A 24,351-nucleotide genomic window follows, 5' to 3' on the forward strand; every position below is an offset into this window, starting at 1 on the left:
AGCGTTGACAGAGAACTATCAAACTGTAAGACGAGCTAGAACTGCACGTTCAAACCAAAGACAAAGCTCTTTGCCAAAGGCTGCGCAAAGGGGTTTCCCATTGTCTCTGGGTCCAGATAATTGTCGTAATTGCTAGCCACAACAAAGAGATTGCGCGCTTCGGCCGATAGCGATGCGGTGCGAATGCCCACCTTTGAAAGCCACGTTTTAGGCAACTTGTAGGCCAGGCGTAGGCTTTGCAGGCGGCAATAGCTGTTGTTGCGCACCCAGGTATCGAGCATGCTGTAGAGGTTGAACTCCGAATAACGAATATATTCGGGTGCTCTTGTTCCGCTTGTCATCAGCGTTGCGAAAGCTCCACTGGTGTTGCTGGTGGTCCATCGTTGCAGAATGTCGCGATTGGTGTTCAGTCCGCGGTCGTAGTTGGCTGGCGAATAGCTGGGTTGTACACGCACCTTCATGCCCAGATTGAAAATGAAGTTAACACCAAGTTGCCAATCTTTATAGTCGAAGGTGTTAATAAATCCACCCGACACTTTGGGGTCGATGGTGCCCATATACTGATATTGTGCACGTTGTTGTTCGGCGGTTAGCGTGCTAGCGCCGTGCGAATTGAGTTTGAGCAATTGTTGGGCGGTAACCTTTTGTCCGTCGTTGGTAAGGAAAAGCGGGTATCCATCGCTGTCGAGACCAGCCGTGCGGTAAGCAAAGATAGCGCCAACGGGATAGCCTTCGCGTCCGGGATAGGTGGAATTTTCGGCCACTGTCTCGCGCAACACGCGGTTAGAGTTGAAACCTAAGTTCAGGTTTGTATGCCAAGTGAAATGTTTGGTGCGGATGTTGCGTGTAGTAAGTGCCACTTCAAGACCCTCGTTCTGCATGCTGGCCCAGTTGATAATGGTTGAAGAGAAGCCCGTTTCAAGTGGAAGCATGCGTGTGCCGATGAGGTCGGTGCTCTTGCGATAGTAGTAATCGGCCGAGACATTAATGGCATTGTCTAGCAAACTCAAGTCGAGACCAAGGTTCACATTGCTGGTTTTCTCCCAACGCAAGTTAGGATTGGGGGCTGTTTCGGCCGTAATAACGGTCTCAACATTGCCAGGTAGCACGGTGGTGCGATTAAAAGTGCCGATGAGATAAGGCGAAGTGTTCTTATCAATATTACCCTGCAAGCCATAAGAGAGGCGCAATGCAAGGTTGTCCATCCATTTAGCTGCACTAGAATTGCGCAAGAATGGTTCGTTAGACACACGCCAGAGCCCACTTACAGAGTAGAGAGGCAAGAAGCGATACTTCTTTGCAACACCAAAAACATCCGAACCATCCCAACGAACACTGGCACCTAGGGTGTAGCGAGCCATCAAAGTGTACGACCCAGTGGCAAACCAAGACACGTAAGCATTTTCTTGGAAGGTTTCGCGATGTAAGGGATATTGGCGTCCGAGGTCTTCGGTGGGGAAAAGAACTGGTTGAGTGGTGAGTGTTCTAGCATCGTAACCATAGGCCGCAGAGTAAAGCGAAGAGCTTTTAAGTCGGCGTACTTCGGTTCCTGCCATCACCTCAAGGTCGTGCACTTTATTAAAACGGTGTGCGTATTCGGCCATTGCCTTCCAGGTCCATTGACTGCTGTGCGCCTCGGTTTGTTTGTGCATACCTCCCGTAGGCAAGAATGTTCGCTTGCCATCAGGATAAGTATAGGTGGCAAAGAGTTTTTCTTTGCGCATGGCGTAGGTGTTTTCGCCAGCATAACGGTCGAGCGAATAGCCGTCTTGTTGGTAGCCAAACTGTGTGGTAAGCTTAAGACTGCTGCTGAGTTTTAGTTCGGCATCGAGGATGAGCATCAACGAATGGTCGGTGCGGTTGTTAGAAGTGTTGGCTCGTTCTTCAAAGATATTGAAGTCGAGCGACGAGTCTTCGCGTCCTTGAATATTGGTGTCGTAACGATAGCTACCATCAGTGGCGAAGGGTTCGAAATAGGGATTGGCTAGGCGCGAGTAGTAAACGGGGTTGGTAAATCCGTTGGTATCGGTGAGATAGCTACGTTGTTTGCGACGATTGGCAAACATCGAGGCTCCCAGTTTGAGCATTTTGTTTACGCGATAGTTGGTTTTAAGCGTAACGTTAAATCTAGAGTTGTTCACTCCGCGCACCGTTCCCATCTCGTCGTAGTAGCCCAACGAGGTGTAATAGTCGGCGCGTTCGCTACCACCAGCTAGGCTAATGTTGTGCTCTTGATTGATAACGGGTCGGAAAAGAATTTCGTTCCAATTGGTATTGATGTTGCGAAGGGCGTTGATTTGGTTTTGAGCATCAGCGCTAAGTGCGCTAAATCCGCCAGCTTTGTATGCAGCAGTTTCGCCCAAAGCATTGAGAATTTGTGCCACCCCACCCTTTCCTTCGCGATAAGTATAGTTGCCTTTCAACAGTTCGAGTTCAAGGTTTACCTTTTCGTCTGCCGTTAACATATTGAGTCTAGACAGGTTGGTGCGAGGCGAATAAGTGAGTTTAGCCGAATAGGTAACGGCAGGTTGTCCTTCTCGTCCGCGCTTAGTGGTGATAACAATCACACCATTAGCTGCGCGAGCGCCATAGATAGCCGTTGCAGCGGCATCTTTGAGCACTGTGATATTGTCGATGTCGGCAGGGTTGATGCCCGCAATTGAGGTTTGATAAATATTATCGATGTCTTTTAGGTCGTCCATACTGGGTATGTCAGTGCCTTCAAGAGGCATGCCATCGAGCACCCAAAGAGGTTCTTGCGAACCGTTTAGCGAAGCCGTTCCACGGATTCTAATCTTCACCGGAGCACCAGGTGCGCCCGAAGAAGCCACTGCTGCGAGTCCGGCAATCTGTCCCGATAAAGCTTGGTCGATGCTTTTCACGGCACCAACCTTCTCGGTTGAGATGTCTACCTTGGTAACAGCGGCAGTGAGTTTGCGGCGGTCTATCTTCTGATAACCCGTCACCACCACCTCGTTTACCGTTCGAGCATTGGGTTTTAGTTGTATGTTATAATGGGTTTGTCCATCAACCAGGCGCACTTCCTCGGTTTGATAACCCAGATAACGCACGGTAAAACTGGTGACTTTAGCACCCACTTCCAGTTTGAAACGCCCTTCATAGTCGGTTACTGCTCCTGCTTGTGCCTTCGAACCAGGCACAGACACAGACACAGTTGCACCAGGCAGTGGGTCGTTATTCGAATCGGCTTCTACCACCACGCCCGTTATGACGCGCTGTGCCCAAGCGCAAGGCGCAAGAACAAGAAGCAGAAGGATGATTAGTTGTCTCATATCGTTTATGAAATTTATTTATATAAGGTGTTAGGATGGAGAAATAATCCCTTGCTTAGCACGCTTTGGGATGGCATTCTGCATGGCATTGTAGCCAATACGATGAATGCATGGAAACCAAATGATGCTTTTGCACGAACTAAAAATTCGTTTTGGGAGTTAAACCAAGGGCCCATACCCACTTAAGCTGCACTCTAATGCGCTAAAGGCTGGGCATAACCCACAATGAAACATTGTATTTGCTTAGTTTTACACGCGCAGCCCACTTCCCTCGTGGTTTATTTAGATAGGCCCAATGCTGTTTGTATGCGCAACGCAACATCTTCGTAATGCAGGCGAGCAGCAGTATTGGCCGAACCCATTCGTGCTTTCATCAACTTAAGAATACGCAACAATTCGCCACGTTTAACACTGATGGCATCGCTCACACGTGTGGCCTGACTGCCTGTTAACTCGATAATGCGCGGTGCACTACTTAGATGTTGTGGGCACCCCATTGAGCAAGTCTCGCTTGTGGCATTGATATAGCGTTGTGTGCGGTTGTTAAGTTTCTTATTAATCTTCACTCCTTCTTGCTCGGCAGCAGCCGTTATCAGTGCGTCTACAAAGTTTTTCTGCAAGCTTCGTTCGGCAATATCGGGGTTACGCCCAGCAATGGTGGTACTAAAGATGTGGTTGTGCAGTTTATCAATCAGGTCGATAGCAGTGAATGTGCGTGTAGAGCCGTTTTGTTTCTCGTTTTCGAGCATTCGCACCAGTCGTTCGTTGTCTAGCAAATCCCAAAGAACGTAGCTTTGCTGGTTGGTGAGCGAATAGGTGGGCGACATCTCTTGCACGCCCACTGGTGTGCGACGATTGATATAAGTGTATTGTGTAAGGGGCGTGGAGAAAAGCCAAGGTTGCGGACTTAACACCTCGTCGAGCAAAAATTGCACGGCTCGTTGTTGGCGTTCGCGTGGCACAAAGCTGAATGTTCGTTTGCCATCGCCCACGAAAGTGTTCTCCAAATACATGCCACCTACATTGGCCAACACGTGATAAGCGTAAAGACTCCATTGAAAAATGATACCAGCATAAAAGCGCGAAGCATCTTCGTAGGTTTGTCCTGGTTGGCCTGTGGTGGTCCATTTCACGATATTGGGTACAATTCTCTTTAAGTTGGCGATGCCATAGCTAGCCGATTTCATGGCATCGTCGCCCAAATCCTCGCTCAAAGCACGAGGATCGATGGCTGTGCGTTGGTTTTGTGCCTCGCTATAACAATACTCTTTGCCTTGATGTTTCTGTAAAAAGTCGAAGAGTTGTTGTTCTGCTTGTCGTTCATTGGGGAACCAGCGATAGCCCCATTCGACAGCCATAAGGTCGTAAGGACCAATGGCTGGCGTGGTAACCCTTACACCATCACCTGGTTGAGCCACATAATTAAAGCGGGCATAGTCCATTATAGAAGCCGAAGTGCCCCCCATCCTACTGGTGAAATGTGGCGAACGCAGCGAGTCGGTTGGATAAGCGTCTGAAGCGCGCATGTTATGGCGCAGTCCGAGCGAGTGTCCCACTTCGTGACAAGCCACAAAACGTGCAGCAGCACCAATAAGACTATCGGGCATAACGGGCTGACGGGCTGCAGCATCGTAGGCCGAAGTCTGCACCATTAGCCACTCTTTGAGCAGCGAACGCACATTATGCCACCATATTACATCGGCTTTAAGGATTTCTCCTGTGCGTGGGTCGATAACCGAAGGGCCCATTGCGTTGGCTTTTTCGGATGCATCGTAGGTAACAACCGAATACTTTGCATCGTCGCCTTCGGCTGCCATGCTGTCGGTATAGGTCTCAACACGAACGGCATTCTTAAATCCAGCCCGTTCGAAAGCCTTGTTCCAATCTAGTATTCCTCGTTCGATATAGGGTCGTAGATTACGCGGAACGGTGCGGTCTATATAAAAAGTGATAGGTTTTATCGGCTCAACCAATTGGCCACGCATATAAGCGGCGGTGTCTTTGGGTTCTAATCGCCAGCGCGTAATGTAGTTTCGTGTTGTCACTTCGGGCTGATAGTCGCCATATTGCAGGCGAGGCGTGGTGAAATATCCCACTCGTTGGCTCTCAACTCTACCAGGCATGGCCTTTTCGGGTAGCAAAATAAGCGACGAACTCACCACAACGGTGATGTTGGTTTTACTTTTTCCCTCGTGCACCACGGTGGTTAGCTCGGACGTTGCGGCCACATTTCCATCGTAAGATCTCATCTCGAGGATGCGCGAGAGTTCGCTATTGGCGCTCGTTCCGAGATTAATGAGGTTGAAAACATCATTCAAACTATTGTCTCGACCATTGAAAAGGTCGGTTACTTTTACCACCACCGATGCCGAATCTTTACTCACTGCCTCTACTTTTAGACTGGCAATAAGGGGATTGATGTAGTTTTCTTGCACCGAAAGTGCCATGGCATGACCAGCTAACACTTCGGGAGTGGCGCGTTGTTCGCGAATGAGGATACGCCCAAGTTGGCGTTCCCACTCAAACACGATGGTCTTATTCTCGTAATTTATGCCTTTATTTACACCAGCTTCATTGAGTTCTGCAGGAACTTGCAACAGCTTATTAGATACCAACACTTGTCTACCCAACAGTTGTTTGGGTATTTCGAGGTAATAATCTTTGTCTTTTTTCAAAACGTTCATCACCCCACACAATGCTAGGGTGTCGCGTTGGGTGAGCTGTTGATAAGCAGAAGGAGGCGGAACTTCTTTCTTTTTCTTGCGCGAAAACCACGATTGTTCGTATAAATTGAACGTGCTCGACAAGGCTGGAAAGGAAAAGCCTACTGCCATAAATGCAAATAAAAGCGCTACTTTATTCTTCATTTTTATAATAACAGTTATTGCTGTTCTTACGATAGCTGCCAAACAAACTGGCAGAAACGTTAATTCATAAGGTGCAAAAGTAATAAAAAGTTAGCAAAAAATAACAACAAACCTCGCAAAAGTAAGGTTTTAGCCGAAATTTTGTAACTTCTAGTAACACAAATGCGCATTAAGAACTAGCTATTTGTTTTTGTAAAGGCTAGTACGACAACAGCACACGCCGGTTGCTGTATGCAATTATAGACAAAAAGCGAACCGAAAACAGAAACAGGTGAAGCAAACAACACCTTAAAAGCTGACTATTGGCGAAACTTTATCTAACTCGCACTGCCTTGATTCTAATGGATTGAGCCACACATGAGCCTCACGCTACACAGGTCAACATGCATTGAAGCATGTATACACTAGCATGGAAGATGGTGCTTACAGCAAATCTTGACCACATTAGCTAGAAAAGCTCAGTCAAATTATCAACTTTACCCTACCAACTCACTGCAACAACTATCCCAATGCTTTTTAGTGAGAATTGCACACTCGGCAAAGTTAAATAAAAATCATGAAAAACGTATCACACATAATCTCCTTTATTTTACATCTTAATTAAATTTAAACAAGAAAACACCTTACACAAGGTATAATAAACCAACCATAACAGACAATTATTGTTAAATAATCAATGCTTCAGAGCAAGCTTCTTTTAATATAGATACAAAATAACTACATTTGCTCATTACTAATCCAAGATAGTAAATTATCTGAAAAAATTGACCAAATAGGAAGAAAGAGAAGACGAGTTACCAGTGAACAAGTGAACGAGCTATAAGTGAACGAGTGAACAAACAACGACCTGACAAGTAGACAAGCAAACATATTAACAGCGTCTATTACGAATAACTGAGTTAACTGCGAAACAAGTAAACGAGACTTCTAACAAACAAAATGCGTGTGCCCAATAAAAACTTGCCACACACATTGTAATAACTCCCTAAAAGATGCGCCTCAGCGATGCACAAACTATACGATGCGCCTACAGAACACGGCTTGCCAACCGCCGATTATGGCTCTACGACAATTGAAACATTCGCCATTGCGCTGAAACAATAAAGCCTTGGCGTTTAATACATAAATATAAAACAAGCAGAAAGACGCCTTAACACAACAGCGTTTTACTGAAAACTATTGCAACCCTTTAAATAGATAAAATCAATTTCGATGTAATGCTTATGAACAAAAAACTACTTATGTGTTTGCTCACACTCTTGCTGTGCGTAAGTGTGGCTGTGGCGCAAACCAGAATCACGGGAACGGTGGTGTCGTTTGGCGACAACGAACCCGTTATTGGTGCTACTATCACAGTGGTGGGCACTAAGACGGCAACCGTTACCGACATTGACGGACACTTCTCTCTTACCACCGACGTACACAATCCGCAAATTACGGTGAGTTATATTGGTATGGTGACCCAAACTTTAAAGGCTTCTACCAACATGAAAGTGGAACTCAAGGCCAATGCGCAGGTTCTTAACGAAGTGGTGGTAACGGGTCTTACACGAACAGACCGACGCCTTTTTACTGGTGCTACCGACAAGGTGGATGCCGAGAAAGCCCGACTTAGCGGTGTGGCCGACATCAGTAGGTCGCTCGAAGGGCAAGCTGCGGGCGTGTCGGTACAAAATGTTAGCGGCACATTTGGTACTGCTCCCAAAATTCGCGTTCGTGGAGCTACCTCCATTTACGGTAGTAGCAAACCTCTTTGGGTGGTAGATGGTGTGATTATGGAAGATGCTGCCAACGTGGGTGCCGACGATTTGGCTTCGGGAAACCCTGAAACGCTCATCTCATCGGCCATCGCCGGACTTAATGCCGACGACATCGAGAGTTTCCAAATACTGAAAGATGGTTCGGCCACCTCTATATATGGCGCGCGAGCTATGGCTGGCGTTATCGTGGTTACTACCAAAAAAGGTAAGCAAGGACAAGCACACCTAAGCTATACGGGGGAGTTCACCTCTCGCTTGGTGCCTTCTTACAGCAACTTCGACATCCTTGACTCTAAAGAACAAATGGGTATTTACAGGGAATTGGCCGATAAAGGTTGGCTCAACTTCTCGGAAGTGCTTAACGGAAGCGAATATGGTGTGTACGGAAAAATGTACGAACTACTTAATAAGTACAACAAAACCACCGGTAGGTTTGCACTAGACAACACCACTGAAGCTAAAAACCGCTACTTGCAAGCCGCCGAATTTAGAAATACTAACTGGTTCGACCAACTGTTTTCGTCGAACATCATGCAAAACCACTCTATTAGTTTGAGCGGCGGAACACAAACTTCTAATTACTATGCCTCGCTAAGTGCGATGATTGATCCAGGGTGGTACAAACAAAGTAACGTTAACCGCTACACCATTAACCTAAACCTAACACAGCATCTAACCGATAATCTCTCGCTTAACCTTATTGGTGGCGCAGCCTATCGCAAGCAGCGCGCACCCGGAACGCTAGGTCAAGACGTTGACGTTGTGGGCGGAGAGGTGAAGCGCGACTTCGACATCAACCCCTATTCTTATGCAAGTAACACTTCTAGAGTGCTCGATCCCAACGAATATTACTTGGCAAACTTCGCCCCGTTTAACATCTTCAACGAATTAAACAACAACTATATCGACTTGAATGTAATTGATGCTAAGTTTCAATTAGAACTGAAATACAAACCCATAAAGGGACTGGAACTATCGGCTTTGGGTGCATTTAAGTACATGACTTCTACGCAAGAGCACAATGTAAAGGACAATTCTAATCAAGCTCTTGCCTATCGTGCCATGTCTAACGGCATCATTCGCGAAGCCAATAAGTACCTTTATACCGACCCCTCTAATCCCTATGTGCTACCCATGCCGGTGCTTCCCTATGGCGGATTGTACCATAAAGGCGATAATAGGATGACTGATTTCGACATCCGCACCACAGCAAACTATAATCATACCTTTGCAGAGAAGCACATCATGAACCTCTTTGCAGGTATGGAAATTAAGAGTATCGAACGTCAGCGCAACACTTTCGAGGGCACAGGACTGCGTTACGATGCCGGACAAGTGCCTTTCTACATCTACCAATATTTTAAACAAGCGGTAGAAGCAGGCAACACCTATTATATGATTACGCCTACCAACTCTAGAAGTGTGGCCTTCTACGGCAACGCCACTTATAGTTATAAGGGCCGTTACGTTTTTAATGGCACGCTGAGATATGAAGGTTCTAACCAGATGGGGCGCGACTCTAACGCCCGTTGGATGCCCACATGGAACGTATCGGGCGCTTGGAACATGCACGAAGAGGAATGGTTCAACCGCCTTTCGCCTCTTTCACGGCTCACCTTGCGCGCTTCGTACAGCCTTACGGGTACGCCTCCCGATGCGTCTTACGCCAATTCCACGGCCATCATCAAGGCGTCTAACCCCTTCAGACTGTTTGCCGAAGACCAAGAGCCCCAACTCGAAATCTACGAATTGGCTAATGCCAACCTCACCTACGAAAAGAAAAACGAACTGAACTTGGGCTTCGATGCATCGCTTTGGAACAACCGACTGGGCATTACCTTCGATTATTACACCCGTAGAAACTTCGATGAGATTGGTCCGATGGTGTCTCCTGGACTGGGCGGACAAATCATACGCGCTGCCAACGTGGCCGAAATGAACTCGAATGGTGTGGAATTGAGCATCTCCTCGGTAAATACGAAAACCAAAAACTTTTCGTGGACAACAAACTTTATCTATGCCTACGCCAACACCAATATTACAAAACTCTTCAATCAAGGCAATGTTATGAGTCTGGTTAGCGGCAGTGGATTTGCCAAAAAGGGCTATCCCGCTCGCTCGTTGTTCTCTATCCCCTTTATTGGAATCAACAACGAGGGAATACCCATGGTGCTCAACGAAAAGGGAATGATAACCTCCGACGACATCAATTTCCAAGAAAGAACGCTCACCGACTTCCTAAAATACGAAGGTTCAACCGATCCTCTCCACACAGGCTCTATCGGTAACGTATTCACTTACCGCGGTTTCAGACTCAATGTGTTTGTTACTTACGCCTTCGGCAATGTTGTACGCCTCGATCCTAAGTTCCGTGCACGCTATAACGACCTGGTTTCGATGACCAACACCTTTAAAAATAGATGGACAAAAGCCGGAGAAGAAACCCAAACGAACGTCCCTGGCATACTCTCAAAGGCACAATATATGGCCAACACTAGCCTCAGACTGGGCTATAACGCCTACAACTACACCAGCCTGCGTATAGCTAAAGGCGACTTCGTACGCCTTAAAGAGGTGTCGTTGGGCTATGATATGCCCGCTAAATGGTTCCAAAAGGCCGTAGTAAAAAACATGTCGCTCAAGCTGCAAGCCACCAATCTCTTCTTGCTTTATGCCGATAAGCGACTTAATGGCCAAGACCCCGAATTTTATAACGTTGGTGGTGTGGCCTCGCCTATGCCCAAACAATTCACACTTACAGTTAAACTCGGACTTTAAAAGCTATGAATATAATTCGCAATAAATATATAGCTGCCCTGCCACTGGCTGTGGCTTCGCTTGCTTTGGCTTCGTGCAACGACTTCTTAAACAAGTATCCTGATAGTCGCATGGACCTAAAAACCTCTTCTGAGGTTAGCCAATTACTGGTTAGCGCTTATCCCGCGGCACACCCTGCTTACCTAACCGAGATGTATTCTGACAACACCGACGAACAAATGCACAGCACTTGGAGCGCGTTCGACAGGTTTCAGGAGCAGGCTTATCAATGGAAAGACATCGACGAGGTGCGCAATGCCGAAACGCCTTACCAACTATGGGAGGCACATTACACGGCGGTGGCTACCGCCAACGAGGCTATCGCGCACATCAATAGCGTGAACAACGCGCACGATTACGACGCTCAACTGGGCGAAGCTCTCCTTTGTAGGGCCTTCGCCATGTTCCAATTGTCTACCGTTTTTTGCCAAGCCTACGACAAAACTACAGCACAAAACAACTTGGGACTGGCCTACCCCACTGAACCCGAGAAGGTGGTGGGACGACTCATTGAACGTGGCACCCTGGCACAACTCTACAACAACATCGAAAAAGACTTGCTGCAAGGGCTCGAATTGGTTGGCACTAAGTACGCTCGACCTAAGTTCCATTTCACCAAACAGGCTGCCTATGCCTTCGCAACACGCTTCTATCTCTATGCACAACAATATGATAAGGCGGTGAAATACGCCGACTTGGTGCTGGGCGAACAACCCACCGACGTGCTAAGAAACTGGACCGAATGGAACCGTCTTGGCCCAAGCGGAAACGTTCAGCCCAATGCTTTTGTAATGGCTAGCAACAATGCCAACATCCTGTTACTGCCCGTACCCTCCGAATGGGGCGTAATTAGCATACCCACACTTATGGGTAGTAAGTATGCACACGGACAACTGCTTAGCAAAACAGAAACTTTGCAGGCTGCTGGCCCCTGGGGCGACAGCGGAAACGAAATGCTTTATAGTGTTACTTACAACAACGGCGTGTCTAAATACGCGCTGCGCAAAATTCCTTATGTGCCACGTGTGCTAGATGTGTCGGCTGGTATTGGCATCCCTTACAGCGAGTTTGCTGTGTTTAACACCGATGCCACGCTGCTTGAACGTGCCGAAGCCTACGCCCTTTCTGGCCAATACGATAAGGCCGTGAACGACATCAATGCCGAACTGTCGGTGTTTACCAAGAAAAAAACGCAATTAACACGCGACGAAATTGTTGACTTCTATGGGTCACTGGCTTATTACACACCCACAAAACCCACGCCTAAAAAAGCGCTAAACCCGCTCTTCACTATCGAAAAAACCACGCAAGAACCGCTATTGCAATGCATCTTGCAGCTGCGTCGACTGCTTACTATGCACGAAGGTTTTCGATTGCAAGACGTGAAACGATATGGCATTACCATGTATCGCAGACAGGTAGACGTGCAATCGAATGTTACTGCCGTTACCGACTCGATGAAAACTGGCGACCCACGATTGGCCATACAACTGCCTCAAGACGTTATATCGGCTGGAGTAACGCCCAATCCACGTAACAAATAAACAGCATAAACTCATGAAAAAGTATTTATATCTGGCCGTTATCGCCCTTGCTTGCAGTGGCGCACTCGTGTCTTCGTGCAACGATGACAAACTAACCGGCGACTCCATATTTACTACAAAGGAGCAAAAACGAAATCCTTTCGACCAATGGCTGTACAAAAACTACACCATGCCATACAATGTCGACTTTCAATATCGCCTCAAAACTGAAGAGACCGATAAATCGTATAACTTCGTTCCTGCCGATTCGGCTAAGGCTGCTAAGCTGGCTATCATCACCAAGTTTATGTGGTTCGACCCCTATGCCCAAATCGTTGGCCTCGACTTTATTAAAGAAAATGCTCCACGCATCATTATCACCGTGGGCATTCCGGGTTATACCCGACATAATAGCGAGGTGCTGGGTAGTGCCGAAGGTGGATATAAGGTGACACTTACCAAGGTTAACGCTCTTACTGCCGATGTGCTGAAAGATTATAGCAGCATGACCACCTTCTATTTTCACACCATGCACCACGAGTTTATGCACATCTTGAACCAAAAGAAACCCTACGACGAGTCGTACGACAATATTTCGCGTGCAGATTATCTCAGCGGTAACTGGACCAGCTGGTCTGATAGGCAGGCGCAAAAGCAGGGATTCGTTTCGGCATATTCAATGGAAAACCCTGCCGAAGACTTTGCCGAAATGTACGCCAAGTATGTTACGAGAACGCCACAAGAATGGAACGACATCCTTACCGTTGCTGGAACAAAGGGAAAAAGCATCATCAACAGAAAGCTCAAAATGGTGCGCGATTACATGAAAACGGCCTGGGATGCCGATATCGACTTGCTACGCAACGACATTCTACGAAGGGGAGGCAAAATCGAAACACTCAACCTTGAGAGCTTTGAATAACAAACGCGCACTGATGCACATTAACAACATTAATGAAGTAAATGAATAAGCAAATGAAAAAAGCATATTTCCTATTCTTCGCTGTGGTGATGGCGCTGGCCATGCAATCGTGTTTGCACGACAACGACACCACTTTCGACTTGCCTGCTGCACAACGAATAGACAAAAGTGTTGAGGATTACACCCAAATTCTTGAGTCGGCCGACAACGGATGGGTGCTGCAATACTATGCAGGTAAAAACTATAGCTATGGCGGATACACGCTGTTGTTAAAGTTTAAAAACGGACATGTAACTGCAATGGGCGACGTTTTAGACCCCGAAGAACAAGCAACATCTGAATATGCCGTGGTAAAAGACCAAGGACCGATGCTCTCGTTCAACGTCTACAACAAAGTTATTCACCCTCTTGCTGAACCTTGGTTGGGAAATCCCGACGGCGTTCAAGGCGACTACGAGTTTTCTATTCTTAGCGCTAACGCCGATAGTGTGGTGCTGCAAGGCCGCAAATGGAAAAACAAAATGGTGCTTACGCCCATGCCTAAAGAGGCTAGTTGGGAGGAATATATGTTGGGAATTATCAATGTTAAGGCTGGTATGGAGGTTACAACCTACAACGTGATACAAGGAAACGACACCCTTACACAAGCCTCTTTCGACCCTTCAATTAGGCGACTTACCCTAAAACTGGGACAAACCACATGGGATGTTCCCTATTGCACCACTGCCACAGGCATCGTTTTGGGCCAACCCATCACCATCGGCAACAAGCAATACAGTAACTTTGTATGGGACGAAAACGAAAAATCGCTTACCGATAACAACCTCAAATTAGTGCAATTTGTGCCTAAGAGCCATAAATCACTAGACTTCTGGGTGGGCGAATGGACACTCAAAACGAGCATTAGAAGACGCATAACGCTCACGCTGGAACAGGGCTCGGCGCAAAACACACTCAATGGTAAGCTGCATATAAACAACGTTACCTACGAGTTACAGCTTACTTACGACCCTGCCACTGGACGCATTGAACTGCCCGGACAGCCCGTTATCGACCCAACCTACAAGTATCCTGCTGGTATTGTACTCATACCTGCATCGCAACAAGAGAACAAACTCTTTGGTGAGGGCAAGGGAAGCATGTATTTTACCTGGAACGAAGACACCGAACGCGCCGATGCTGAAGACAGCGGACAGATTTCGGGACACGCCGTTGACTCGTTCTTTGGCGTTGCTTACGGCGAAGACTTGCAACCCATCCTTAACGCTGAAGGCGGATATGTCTTTGCCTTTACGCTCCCTAAAATTCAATACATGACGAAAACGAAATGATAACAACTATGAACAAGTGCATATCTATGATAATGATGGTGACTGCCATCATCCTTGCTGCGGCTTGTAGCAGCGATAAAGAATTGCCCCAATATGCTAGCGGACTTGATGTGGTTAGGGCTCAAACGGCCTTTGGCGTGGTGGGTGGCACACAAGAGGTAATCATGGCCTCTCAGCCGGCTATGGCTTATGCGCAAGATGCATGGCTTAAAGTAACAACTAAGGCCGAAACCATCTTGCTCACTGCCGAGACCAACACCAACCCTCAATCAAGAAACACCCTGCTGGTGGTGAAAAATCAACAAGGCGACTCCATACTTATCAACGTGCAACAAGAGGGCATCTCCTTTGGTTTGCCCACTGGAGAGGATATCTATACGGGCGACGAACCTATCGAGAAAAAGCTCATTGCCTTATCTAATGTAGCTGTTGACTACAGCACCACTGGTAATTGGATTACTGTTGAACAAAAAGGCGAGGTTATTACCGTTAAAGTTGCCGAAAACAATACGGGTAAACCACGTGTGGGATGGGTGATAGCAAAGGCAGTTGGCCTTACCGACTCACTCAAAGTGGTGCAAGCGTCGCTGGCTGATGTTGAAGGCGAATATCTACAAACGGCCATGATGAGAAAGCCCGATAGAAACTTAGAGGAGAGAACCTCTGATGTGCGAATCGTGGCTACTAGCAAAACCACAGCTAACTTCATCGTAGACAACCAATATGTTTGGCCCGTTACGTTCACGCCTGGCAAAGGTTTTGACATGAAAAACGGTAAGATTGTTGGCAAAAATGAGGTTCAGACTGGCGTTTTCGAATATCTCATCACGGTGATTGTGGCCGACGACTTTAGAAAGGGACACGAAACGGCTATTAACGGAACACAAGAAAGTGTGTTACTGGCCATCAACGACAAGGGCGAACTGGTGTTTAAAGAGGCGCAGAAAATTGCTTCTGAACAAACGTTCTCTTCGTATGGATGGAACCGTTACTCGGACACGAAACCTGTTTTGGGTGCTTTTCGTGGCATTGGCGAGGTGTTTGTACAACCCAAACTTACTCGCAAACCTTAGTGGCTGTTTAGCTTTTTCACTGGCAGCTACCTAACTTTGTTGGCGCGCATGGCAAGTTTCTGGTTTATATAGCCACTTGTCTTGCGCGCCTTTTATTGTGCCGTTATCGGTCGAGGGGGGCATGCTACATGCTCACGGGGAGGGCGACGGATGTTTTTATAACCTCAATTGGTTGTTATAGCGTTTATGTCATGTTGTTTATTGTTTGCATTTTTCCTGTACATCGCTAATTGGTTTATAGGTATCTAGCTTGTATTATTCTCACGGTATAGCCCATTACGTTTTCAAGAAAACACAGGCAAGATGCACAACAATACATAAAATCAAAACAGCTCTAACAAGTGATTTGGTCTTTGCATTTGTTTTAGAAACGCAATTGAGCACTCGTTTTGTTAATTTTGGTATTATTATTTTACAAAACACACACATCCTCACCTCACCTTCTAGCAAAAACAGATGCTCTAAAACATATATTTTGCCCCCTTTTTCAGCTTTCTCAATTTATTTCCGCTTCATTTTTCGACCGCATTTCAGCATTTAGCAACGTTTTGTGTTTCTAGATGGAGAAATTCGCCCAATTTTTCACTGCCCCAAAACCTGCATTTAGTAGCTAAAAACTAGTTTTTTAAGCTTGTTTTCACCTGTAAGAAGCCTAATTTGATGGTTCTTGGCAGACTGTATATACAAACTTAGCATGCAAAAAGATGCATTCAGTCCTGTATTTTGCTATGTTTTGAACTGCGTTTTGCAGCAGTTAGCCCCGCGTTTTGCAGCAGTTAGTCTTGCGTTTTGCAGCAGTTAACCCTGCGTTTTGCAGCAAAACGCAAGGCTATTTGCTGCAAATTACCCCTTTTTAGCGTAGAAACAGCAATTTATTGCAAGAAAATACATTTCATCAGCATTCAAGAGTGCTGCAATTTTGATGGCGAGAAGCTTCCACGAGAATTGAATATTTGGCAACGAGTGGGAAGTTGCTGAAGAAAAAAGCACTCACAATGTTAAAATTCGTACCAAATATTTTACACAAAACAGATACAGTACAAATTAAATCTCAAACAACCCGTGGAGAAACAAACAGGGGTAAACAAGCAAACGAAAGTGAAACACAAAGCTGTGCTATCGGCTTAAAACCATTGCTAAGCAGCAAACAAGGAAGATTAAGCCCAAATCCGTGGTTAGTGGCGTTTTGTTTTTATGGATTGTTGTGCACTGGGCTGTGTTTCACTTGAAGACGTAGTACACAGGCCTTCAAGAATAAGAGGTGCAAGAGGCCGACCAACAAACGAAAGAGCGAATGGAAGCAAGGAAAACAATAAAAAACAGGTGAGAAGCGGTATAACAACCAAAAGAGATTAAAGCTAGTGCACTTCTCTACCAAGGGGGAAAAACAAACAACCATTGGCATTCCTCGCATCTTCACGATGCAACAGACACCAATGGTTATTTAAACATAAAGTTAAGAACCATCACAAAACCAAATCCTTAAGGGGATAAGGCCATCAATGAAGGTTCATGCAGTTTGAAAAAGTTGAGATTTGAAGATAAATTAGCAGTTTAACATAAGGGTTTTCCCCTTTATGTTCCCGCCATTGTCACACCACGTTTTAGTGGTTTGATTGCAGTAAGGCTCATTGCATTAGTCGAAAAAAGAAAAGCCACGACACTATTAGCAACTGCCTACACTTACAACCTTAGACAAGGCAGGAATATTTTAGAAATCTATATTAAGGGGAGCTGTTTAATCGCTCCTGTATAGTTTCCATAAACATGTACATCACCACTCTTACGAGTCTGATACAGATTATACACCAAACTAATTTGGCCATCGGCAAGACTATTTACAGTGATATAGCTGCCTGTAGCCAAGGTTTGTAATTTGCCATCAACGCTGAGATCGTTGCTTTTGAAACTCCATGCACCTAGTTCAGATGCAGCAAGAGATTGACCCACTTTGCTCTTGGGATAGACAAAAGTAACGTTGTTGTTTCCAGAATTGGTGTAAAGGCTTATTTTATAGCTATCACCAGCATCTGAAAAGAAAGCATTATTAATCTCAAACGTACCCGAAGTATTGGTTATTGTATTGAGCTGTTGGTTTTCGTCGTCACTGTTTTTGCTGCTGCAAGCCACAAACATTGCACTAAATGCAACAACCATTACGGCCAGCAAAGAGAATAATTTGAAATTCTTCATCATCCTATTTATTATTTTTGCATGCAAAGGTAAGTAAAACTAAGGGTTTTCGTAGCAAAATGGTAGCAAATATAAGCTAATCTATCATTCTTTAACGTTTGTAAATCTTGCAAAATAATGAATAACGAGTCCTTTTAATGTCAATTGGATGTATATTTAAGGGAGGTATTAAGTGATGCGAAAGAAATAAAAAAACGTGCTGACACTTTGGAGTTTTCAAAGATATTTCATAAGTTTGCAACTTTAAAGAGAATGTTTGCCAAGCATTAGCGCTACGCATTTTGGTATTTACACTGTTAAATTTCAGCGTGATACAAAATAAAACAAGGCATCATGCCACTATCTGGCTAAGAATAAAGATGCCGCAGAATGCAAAAAAGGAAATTAGGCTATACCGCTTTGCCCAACACAGAGAACAGCATAGCACTTATAAAAAAGAACAAAAGACCAACGGAAGCTAGGCAAAGCCAGCGTAAACACGCTCATGGCAGAGATAGTGAGATGCCACAACAACTAGATAATAGAATTATGAGCAAACAAAAAAGATATATATTGCAAGAAAACGACTTGCCCAAGCAATGGTACAACATTCTGGCAGATATGCCCAACAAACCATTGCCTCCACTAAATCCTGCCACAAAAAAGCCGGTTAGCGTAGACGACCTTGCTCACATCTTTGCCAAAGCATGTGCTGAACAAGAACTTGACACCCAGAATGCATGGATAGACATCCCCGAAGAGGTGCAAGAGAAGTACAAATACTATCGTTCTACACCGCTTGTAAGAGCTTATGCCTTGGAAGAGGCGCTGCAAACTCCTGCACACATATATTTTAAAAATGAGAGTGTGAACCCACTTGGCTCGCATAAAGTAAACTCGGCCTTACCCCAATGCTACTATTGCAAGCAAGAAGGCGTAACCAATGTCACCACTGAGACGGGCGCAGGCCAATGGGGTGCAGCGCTTAGTTATGCTGCTAGCGTTTACGGATTATCTGCAGCAGTGTATCAAGTGAAGATTTCGATGCAACAAAAGCCTTATCGTTCGTTGGTGATGCGCACGTTTGGCGCTGCAGTTACTGGCTCGCCGTCGATGTCTACTAGGGCTGGTAAAAACATTATCACACGAGACCCCATGCACCAAGGTTCGCTTGGCACGGCCATTAGTGAGGCTGTGGAACTGGCAACCACCACACCAAACTGCAAATACACGCTAGGGTCGGTGCTAAATCATGTTACACTGCACCAAACAGTGATAGGATTGGAGGCCGAAAAGCAAATGGCCTTGGCCGAAGAATATCCCGATGTGGTGATTGGATGTTTTGGAGGCGGTAGCAACTTTGGTGGTTTGGCTTTCCCCTTTATGCGCCATAATATCTTGGAGGGAAGAAAAACACAGTTTGTTGCTGCCGAACCCGACAGCTGCCCTAAACTAACTCGAGGCGAGTTTAGATACGACTTTGGCGACGAAGCTGGCTATACTCCATTGTTACCGATGTTTACACTGGGCCACGATTTTAAACCAGCGAACATCCACGCGGGTGGTTTGCGCTATCATGGCGCTGGCGTTATCGTGTCGCAACTCATTAAAGACGGACTGATGCGTGGCGAAGATATTCCCCAACTGGAGACTTTTGAGGCGGGAACACTCTTTGCTCGCACCGAAGGTATTATCCCCGCACCTGAAAGCAACCACGCCATCGCTGCCGTTATACGCGAAGCAAAACGCTGTAAGGAAAGCGGTGAGAAGCGTGTTATACTGTTCGCTCTGTCGGGACATGGATTAATGGACATGACTGCATACGACCAGTATCTCAATGGCGACTTGCATAACTACGCACTTTCGCAAGAAGACATCGCGCAAAGCCTAAAGGTGGTGCCCGAGATTTAATCTATCTTATAAGAGACTTGTGAACATTGAGCCACCCACCTTGTTAATAGGGCCACGTGACTTACTTGTTTAACAAGTCTCTCTTTTTATAAATGTACGCGTTAACAAAGTGACCTGTTAACTAACAACCTAAAATGGGCTTAGCGACAAAGTAAAAACAACCATAAAACAAAAATACATGATGCTTAGTAATATTCTCACAGCACTAGTGGCTATCGAACATTTGTATATATTATATATGGAGATGTTTGCATGGGAAACACGCGGAAAAGGTTTCTTTAAATCGCTACCCGAGCATTTATTTGGCCCAACAAAGGGCATGGCAGCCAACCAAGGATTGTATAACGGCTTTTTAAGTGCAGGACTTGTGTGGAGCTACTTTATCAACGATGACACATGGAGCTGCAATGTGCGACTGTTTTTCTTATCCTGCGTGTTTGTTGCAGGTCTCTATGGCGCTCTTACGGCATCGCGTAAGATTTTCTTTTTCCAAGCTTTGCCGGCTTTATTGGCAGGTGTTGCCACGCTGCTGTTTATATAAACAAACGCTTGGCTTGGAAAATTAGCTGTCCAAGCCAAGCGTTTGTTTTTATATTATTTACCAGATGTAACAATTTCGTCGAGTTTTTCGAGCAAAATAAGTGGATTTTTCTTAAAAGCCTTCAAGCTAAAATCTTTGCTATCGATGTATTCACACATCTGTGGGAAGCGCTCGAACATACGTTTCAAGTCGGCTTGCTTACCTATCACCGTTCCATCCATCGGAACATGGTAGGTAACGGCAATATCATCGCCATCTACCGAGTAGCTAAAAGGCAACGAACGTTCGGTATAACTACTCATAACACCCGTTACCACACGATTTGAAGCGGTAGAGATATAACCCGTAACCTTCTTTCCCTTGTATACAACCAACCAGAAATAGCGCTTAGGCGAGGGTGTCATGCTCTTGGGCATAGTGAAAGACTTCACGGCATAAAGCGACTTATACTCCAGGCTTTCACCACTTACCTCGTTGGTAAGCTTAATTTCTTTAACGTCATCGGCATTGTAGCTGGTTCCTTCTTTGCTTTGAGGCGAAGTAGCGACAACAAAATCGGTTACATTCTTAACCATGTATGGCCCATAAGTTTCGCTCTTGTCTTTTACCAACCAGCCTTCAACCTTCTTGCCATCGTTTAAAATTAGTTCGCATTTAATGGTGCTCGCCTTCTTTGCCGAAGCAGTGAGGGCACACAATAACACGATTAGTAATGAAAGTAATAAACTTTTTCTCATACGTTTGATTGTCTTTAAAAGATTAAACAGATAGTTATTAACGCCACAAAGATAATCAAAAGTAAAGAAAAAAGAAGTACAAAATACTTTTTTTTTGGTATTATTTCATCACTTGTATGATAAGGTAGGTCATATAGGCCATATAACACGATGCCATTAACGTACCTTCGATTCGAGAAATGGTGTACTTGGTGAAGGATAGGAGCCACATCAACACCATCGAACCAAACAAAACAGTGAGGTCTACCGTGCCAATACCCTGAATGTTCATGGGTGAGATAACGCCAGTAACGCCCAAAATAAACAAGATGTTAAACACGTTAGAACCAAGAACATTGCCAATAGCGATGCCACTATTGCCTTTACGAGCTGCCACAACGCTAGTGGCGAGTTCGGGAAGTGATGTTCCACCGGCAACAATAGTTAGGCCAATAATGGCATCGCTCACACCCATGGTCTTGGCAACAGTGGTTGCACCATCAACAAAGAGGTTGCTTCCAAACACCAAACAGAGCAACCCCACCAGCAGCCACATGGCAGCAACGAGGGGCTTCATGGGCTTTTTCTCCTCGGCTGTTGGTACATCACCCGACTTAGCGGTAAATAGCGTGTAGCCCATAAAAAAGAAAAACAGAATGAGAAGAAAGCCTGCATCCACCCTACTGATGTTGCCATCGAGGCAAAGCAGAAAAAGGGCGGCCGATGCGAGCACTGCAAAGGGAATGTCTTTGCGCACTGTGGTTTTCAAAATGGTGATGGGCAACACTAGAGCAGCCACTCCTACAATGAGCAATGTGTTGAAAATATTGCTACCAACAACGTTTCCAACAGCTAAATCGGGTGTTCCTTTGAGGGCCGAAACTAAGCTAACACAAAACTCAGGCATAGAGGTGCCCATGGCCACGATCGTTAATCCGATAACCATTTGCGACACTTTCATTCGCTCGGCCAGCGAAACGGCACCTTCTGTTAGGCGATCGGCTCCCCATAAAACAAGTACTACGCCTGCTAAGACAAAGAAAACGTTGAGCCAAATGTTATCCGAAAAACCGCCCATAGCGGCACAAAAAACATGAAACATGATGCGATGGAATTAATAATAAGTGGTGGATGTGTGTGGTTGGGCAATCATTACGCAAGTCTTTTGACAACAGAACATGAGGGATGATAAATATAAAACACACTAACGAGCAGACACATAGGGGGAAAAGCGGGTTAAAGTCTGCCCAAAGAAATAAATACGGATGCTTGCGTTAATGGTTTATGAGTTCTTGAGCCTGTAGGAACACACCTTGAAGCCCAAGAACCCATAAACAAAGTTCGTTATAAAGTTGATTTATTAATAACTTAATTATTCAGCAGCAGTCGTTTCGGTTTCTGCTTCTTCAGCATTTGGCGACTTCAGCACAGCTTCAAAATCCGTAATGCCATTCTTCACCAGGATGTCGTACCATTGAATAAGCTTACGGATGTCGCTATCGTGCACACGGTCGCGGTCGAATGCGGGTAGCACCTCACCAAAATAGTCGCGCAACTCGTTACTCGAAGCCTTCTTATAGTTTAGCGAGCAGGGTTTGAGTTGTTCTTTTTCGCCCAAGTTTTTAAGCACTTGCCACAAGGGTACATCCTCTGAATCGGTGTACATAGCAATGTCGGCTAGGCTTGTAACGCGGTCGGTGGCGAAAGCAGGCATACGCTTATGAGTTTCGTCGATAGCCTCAACGATGAGCGAAGCCTTACCACTAGAAACGAGTTTGTATAATCCGGGTTTTCCGGAGATAGAAAGAATAGTCTGTAACATGTTGTTTTACTGTTATGCTTTTATTAGTTGTGTTAATAATTCGTTTAATTGTTGCCCAACGTCTTGCGTGCCATCGTTTTGAATTTCATAATCGCTTAGCGCACGTACACGTTCTTGTGGCCATTGGCATTCAATCCACTCCATTGCCTTAGAGCGAGAAAGTGCATCGCGTTGCATCACCCTTTGAAGTCGCACTTCAAGCGGAGCAGTTACGCACACCACCCTATCAACCTTTACGCGCGCATCGAAACCGCTATCAAAGAAGATGGCGCTCTCTAGCCAACTACAGCCCGAGCGTTCGAAATCTTGAGCCACGGCCGGATGAATTAAGGCGTTAAGACGCTCCTTGTTGGTGTGAGATGCGAGCAGAAAAGCAGATAATACTTGCTTTTGCAGCTGCCCATTGACATAAAGATGATGGCCCACTAGCTGCTGTAAATCGTACTGAAGAGGTTCAGAACTGCGCAAAAGGCGTTTGGCCGATGCGTCGCAGTCGAACACTTCGATGCCACGAGCGCGCAACAACTGCGCAACGAACGACTTACCACTGCCTATGCCGCCGGTTAAGGCAACACGCAAAGAGGGCAAAAGGGACTGAACATGCATGCCGTTACTTATTTTTGCTCGATAAGATAATCCACTTGATTAAATTCTAAGCGAGCGTTTCTCACCCCAGCAGGTATCTTTTGTAGGTAGAGCGAAGACTTCTCGCCTGGCTTTTCGGCCAATTCGGCGAAGTTTATCACTACCTTAAAGGCGTCTGGTTTTATGCCTCGCACATTACTAACGCCAGTAATGAAGTGTACTTTAACCTTAGAGGGGAAGGTGCGCAACACCTTATCGGCAGGCAAATTCTCGGCCGTTATAGGCACTTCGATACTCTCTTCGGTGAGCACATCAGGGTAAAGAGCGAGCTTAACCGTAGAAGGCACCACCTTAACACCAGGTATTCGGCGTAAGTCAACAACCTTAACGATGGTATCTGAGAAGTTAACGATGTTCAATTCTTCGGTCTGTACCATCTTGATTGTGTCTAATGCTTTGCTGTTGGCATACACAGTAACGTATGCCGGGAAGAATTTATAGCCGGCCAAATATCGTTGATCGCCAGGCTGAACATTGCCCGAGATGCGCACAGGCACACGTTTGCTCTCACCATAATTGAAGAAAAACTCCAGTTTATCGGGCTTAACCGACACGATTTTAGTAGAACCCGAGAGGTAAGAATAGAGTTGTTTCTGGATATCGGCAGCAGGGATAACACCCTTTCCGCGCGACTTATTGGCATAATTGGCGAAGTTAAGCACCACGGGTCTTAATCTCTCGGTTCGGAGATAGCCCATGATGATAAAGCCTTTGTCTCTTAAAGTAACCCGCACAACGTCGTCGTCGTTTGAGGTTATCACCACATTCTTCGGCAAATTTGTTAGATGAACGGGCACGATAAATTCTTTCTCGTAGGTCTCGTTAAGGGCGGCAAGCAGCCAAAATCCCCCACTTAGTGCGAGAAAAAACAAAAAAATCAGAAACTCCTTGTTCACAGCACTGAACACGAAGTTCCTGACTATTGAATAAATCTTTAAGAGGCGAAGCTGTCTCATCG

At 45.7% G+C, this 24,351-nt stretch carries 15 protein-coding genes; 7 read left to right on the plus strand and 8 right to left on the minus strand.

What is annotated here, in order from left to right; translation table 11 throughout:
* Positions 1-35 precede the first annotated feature (35 nt).
* Together QME03_RS02690 and QME03_RS02695 are read right to left on the minus strand one after the other, a co-directional pair.
* A complete protein-coding gene (locus QME03_RS02690) occupies positions 36-3,293 on the minus strand; it encodes a SusC/RagA family TonB-linked outer membrane protein (RefSeq protein WP_281723378.1) in 3,258 nt (1,085 codons plus the stop codon).
* Between the two features lie 278 nt (positions 3,294-3,571).
* Positions 3,572-6,160: a zinc-dependent metalloprotease gene (locus QME03_RS02695; protein ID WP_410521750.1), complete on the minus strand. Its 2,589-nt coding sequence runs from the start codon at positions 6,158-6,160 to the stop codon at positions 3,572-3,574.
* A gap of 1,223 nt (positions 6,161-7,383) precedes the next feature.
* Between QME03_RS02695 and QME03_RS02700 the strand changes: the two genes are divergently transcribed.
* From QME03_RS02700 to QME03_RS02720, 5 genes are read left to right on the plus strand one after another with little or no spacing between them, the layout of a single operon-like run.
* Entirely contained in the window at positions 7,384-10,698 is a 3,315-nt protein-coding gene (locus tag QME03_RS02700) for a SusC/RagA family TonB-linked outer membrane protein (protein ID WP_281723379.1), read from the plus strand.
* 5 nt (positions 10,699-10,703) lie between these two features.
* Complete coding sequence (locus tag QME03_RS02705; protein ID WP_281723380.1) at positions 10,704-12,281, plus strand: RagB/SusD family nutrient uptake outer membrane protein; 1,578 nt, start codon at positions 10,704-10,706, stop codon at positions 12,279-12,281.
* A 13-nt stretch (positions 12,282-12,294) separates the two neighbouring features.
* Positions 12,295-13,182, plus strand: a complete 888-nt coding sequence (locus QME03_RS02710; RefSeq protein ID WP_273264159.1) for a zinc-binding metallopeptidase — start codon at positions 12,295-12,297, stop codon at positions 13,180-13,182.
* Positions 13,183-13,235: 53 nt separating this feature from the next.
* Complete coding sequence (locus tag QME03_RS02715; protein ID WP_281723381.1) at positions 13,236-14,513, plus strand: DUF4302 domain-containing protein; 1,278 nt, start codon at positions 13,236-13,238, stop codon at positions 14,511-14,513.
* Between the two features lie 8 nt (positions 14,514-14,521).
* Entirely contained in the window at positions 14,522-15,586 is a 1,065-nt protein-coding gene (locus QME03_RS02720) for a BACON domain-containing protein (protein ID WP_281723382.1), read from the plus strand.
* 1,719 nt (positions 15,587-17,305) lie between these two features.
* On the opposite strand, the gene QME03_RS02725 is transcribed toward QME03_RS02720, so the two are convergent.
* Positions 17,306-17,782, minus strand: coding sequence for a hypothetical protein (locus QME03_RS02725; protein WP_281723383.1), 477 nt, complete (start codon positions 17,780-17,782; stop codon positions 17,306-17,308).
* 525 nt (positions 17,783-18,307) lie between these two features.
* Here QME03_RS02725 and QME03_RS02730 point away from each other — a divergent pair.
* Positions 18,308-19,669: a TrpB-like pyridoxal phosphate-dependent enzyme gene (locus QME03_RS02730; RefSeq protein ID WP_281723384.1), complete on the plus strand. Its 1,362-nt coding sequence runs from the start codon at positions 18,308-18,310 to the stop codon at positions 19,667-19,669.
* Between the two features lie 178 nt (positions 19,670-19,847).
* Positions 19,848-20,210 carry a DUF1304 domain-containing protein gene (locus tag QME03_RS02735; protein WP_281723385.1) on the plus strand — a complete coding sequence of 121 codons (363 nt, stop codon included), beginning with the start codon at positions 19,848-19,850 and terminating at the stop codon, positions 20,208-20,210.
* A 53-nt stretch (positions 20,211-20,263) separates the two neighbouring features.
* On the opposite strand, the gene QME03_RS02740 is transcribed toward QME03_RS02735, so the two are convergent.
* The 5 genes from QME03_RS02740 to QME03_RS02760 form a co-directional block, all read right to left on the minus strand.
* Positions 20,264-20,947 carry a hypothetical protein gene (locus QME03_RS02740; RefSeq protein WP_110370162.1) on the minus strand — a complete coding sequence of 228 codons (684 nt, stop codon included), beginning with the start codon at positions 20,945-20,947 and terminating at the stop codon, positions 20,264-20,266.
* A 100-nt stretch (positions 20,948-21,047) separates the two neighbouring features.
* Positions 21,048-22,028 carry a calcium/sodium antiporter gene (locus QME03_RS02745; protein WP_273113731.1) on the minus strand — a complete coding sequence of 327 codons (981 nt, stop codon included), beginning with the start codon at positions 22,026-22,028 and terminating at the stop codon, positions 21,048-21,050.
* Between the two features lie 270 nt (positions 22,029-22,298).
* A complete protein-coding gene (locus QME03_RS02750) occupies positions 22,299-22,748 on the minus strand; it encodes a DUF5606 family protein (RefSeq protein ID WP_025816405.1) in 450 nt (149 codons plus the stop codon).
* A 12-nt stretch (positions 22,749-22,760) separates the two neighbouring features.
* Positions 22,761-23,354, minus strand: coding sequence for a dephospho-CoA kinase (coaE, locus tag QME03_RS02755; protein WP_273148156.1), 594 nt, complete (start codon positions 23,352-23,354; stop codon positions 22,761-22,763).
* 8 nt (positions 23,355-23,362) lie between these two features.
* Positions 23,363-24,349, minus strand: coding sequence for a CdaR family protein (locus QME03_RS02760; RefSeq protein ID WP_281723386.1), 987 nt, complete (start codon positions 24,347-24,349; stop codon positions 23,363-23,365).
* Positions 24,350-24,351 lie beyond the last annotated feature (2 nt).

The sequence above is a fragment of the Hoylesella shahii genome, from assembly GCF_937990675.1.
GTDB classification, from domain to species: domain Bacteria; phylum Bacteroidota; class Bacteroidia; order Bacteroidales; family Bacteroidaceae; genus Prevotella; species Prevotella shahii.

What these genes read in the sequence shown, in the direction of transcription:
- QME03_RS02715 (WP_281723381.1), top strand. Translation starts at nt 13,236, where the DNA reads ATGAAAAAAGCATATTTCCTATTCTTCGCTGTGGTGATGGCGCTGGCC.
- QME03_RS02725 (WP_281723383.1), bottom strand. Translation starts at nt 17,782, where the DNA reads ATGATGAAGAATTTCAAATTATTCTCTTTGCTGGCCGTAATGGTTGTT.
- QME03_RS02720 (WP_281723382.1), top strand. Translation starts at nt 14,522, where the DNA reads ATGAACAAGTGCATATCTATGATAATGATGGTGACTGCCATCATCCTT.
- QME03_RS02745 (WP_273113731.1), bottom strand. Translation starts at nt 22,028, where the DNA reads ATGTTTCATGTTTTTTGTGCCGCTATGGGCGGTTTTTCGGATAACATT.
- QME03_RS02695 (WP_410521750.1), bottom strand. Translation starts at nt 6,160, where the DNA reads ATGAAGAATAAAGTAGCGCTTTTATTTGCATTTATGGCAGTAGGCTTT.
- QME03_RS02700 (WP_281723379.1), top strand. Translation starts at nt 7,384, where the DNA reads ATGAACAAAAAACTACTTATGTGTTTGCTCACACTCTTGCTGTGCGTA.
- QME03_RS02740 (WP_110370162.1), bottom strand. Translation starts at nt 20,947, where the DNA reads ATGAGAAAAAGTTTATTACTTTCATTACTAATCGTGTTATTGTGTGCC.
- QME03_RS02710 (WP_273264159.1), top strand. Translation starts at nt 12,295, where the DNA reads ATGAAAAAGTATTTATATCTGGCCGTTATCGCCCTTGCTTGCAGTGGC.
- QME03_RS02735 (WP_281723385.1), top strand. Translation starts at nt 19,848, where the DNA reads ATGATGCTTAGTAATATTCTCACAGCACTAGTGGCTATCGAACATTTG.
- coaE (WP_273148156.1), bottom strand. Translation starts at nt 23,354, where the DNA reads ATGCATGTTCAGTCCCTTTTGCCCTCTTTGCGTGTTGCCTTAACCGGC.
- QME03_RS02690 (WP_281723378.1), bottom strand. Translation starts at nt 3,293, where the DNA reads ATGAGACAACTAATCATCCTTCTGCTTCTTGTTCTTGCGCCTTGCGCT.
- QME03_RS02730 (WP_281723384.1), top strand. Translation starts at nt 18,308, where the DNA reads ATGAGCAAACAAAAAAGATATATATTGCAAGAAAACGACTTGCCCAAG.
- QME03_RS02750 (WP_025816405.1), bottom strand. Translation starts at nt 22,748, where the DNA reads ATGTTACAGACTATTCTTTCTATCTCCGGAAAACCCGGATTATACAAA.
- QME03_RS02760 (WP_281723386.1), bottom strand. Translation starts at nt 24,349, where the DNA reads ATGAGACAGCTTCGCCTCTTAAAGATTTATTCAATAGTCAGGAACTTC.
- QME03_RS02705 (WP_281723380.1), top strand. Translation starts at nt 10,704, where the DNA reads ATGAATATAATTCGCAATAAATATATAGCTGCCCTGCCACTGGCTGTG.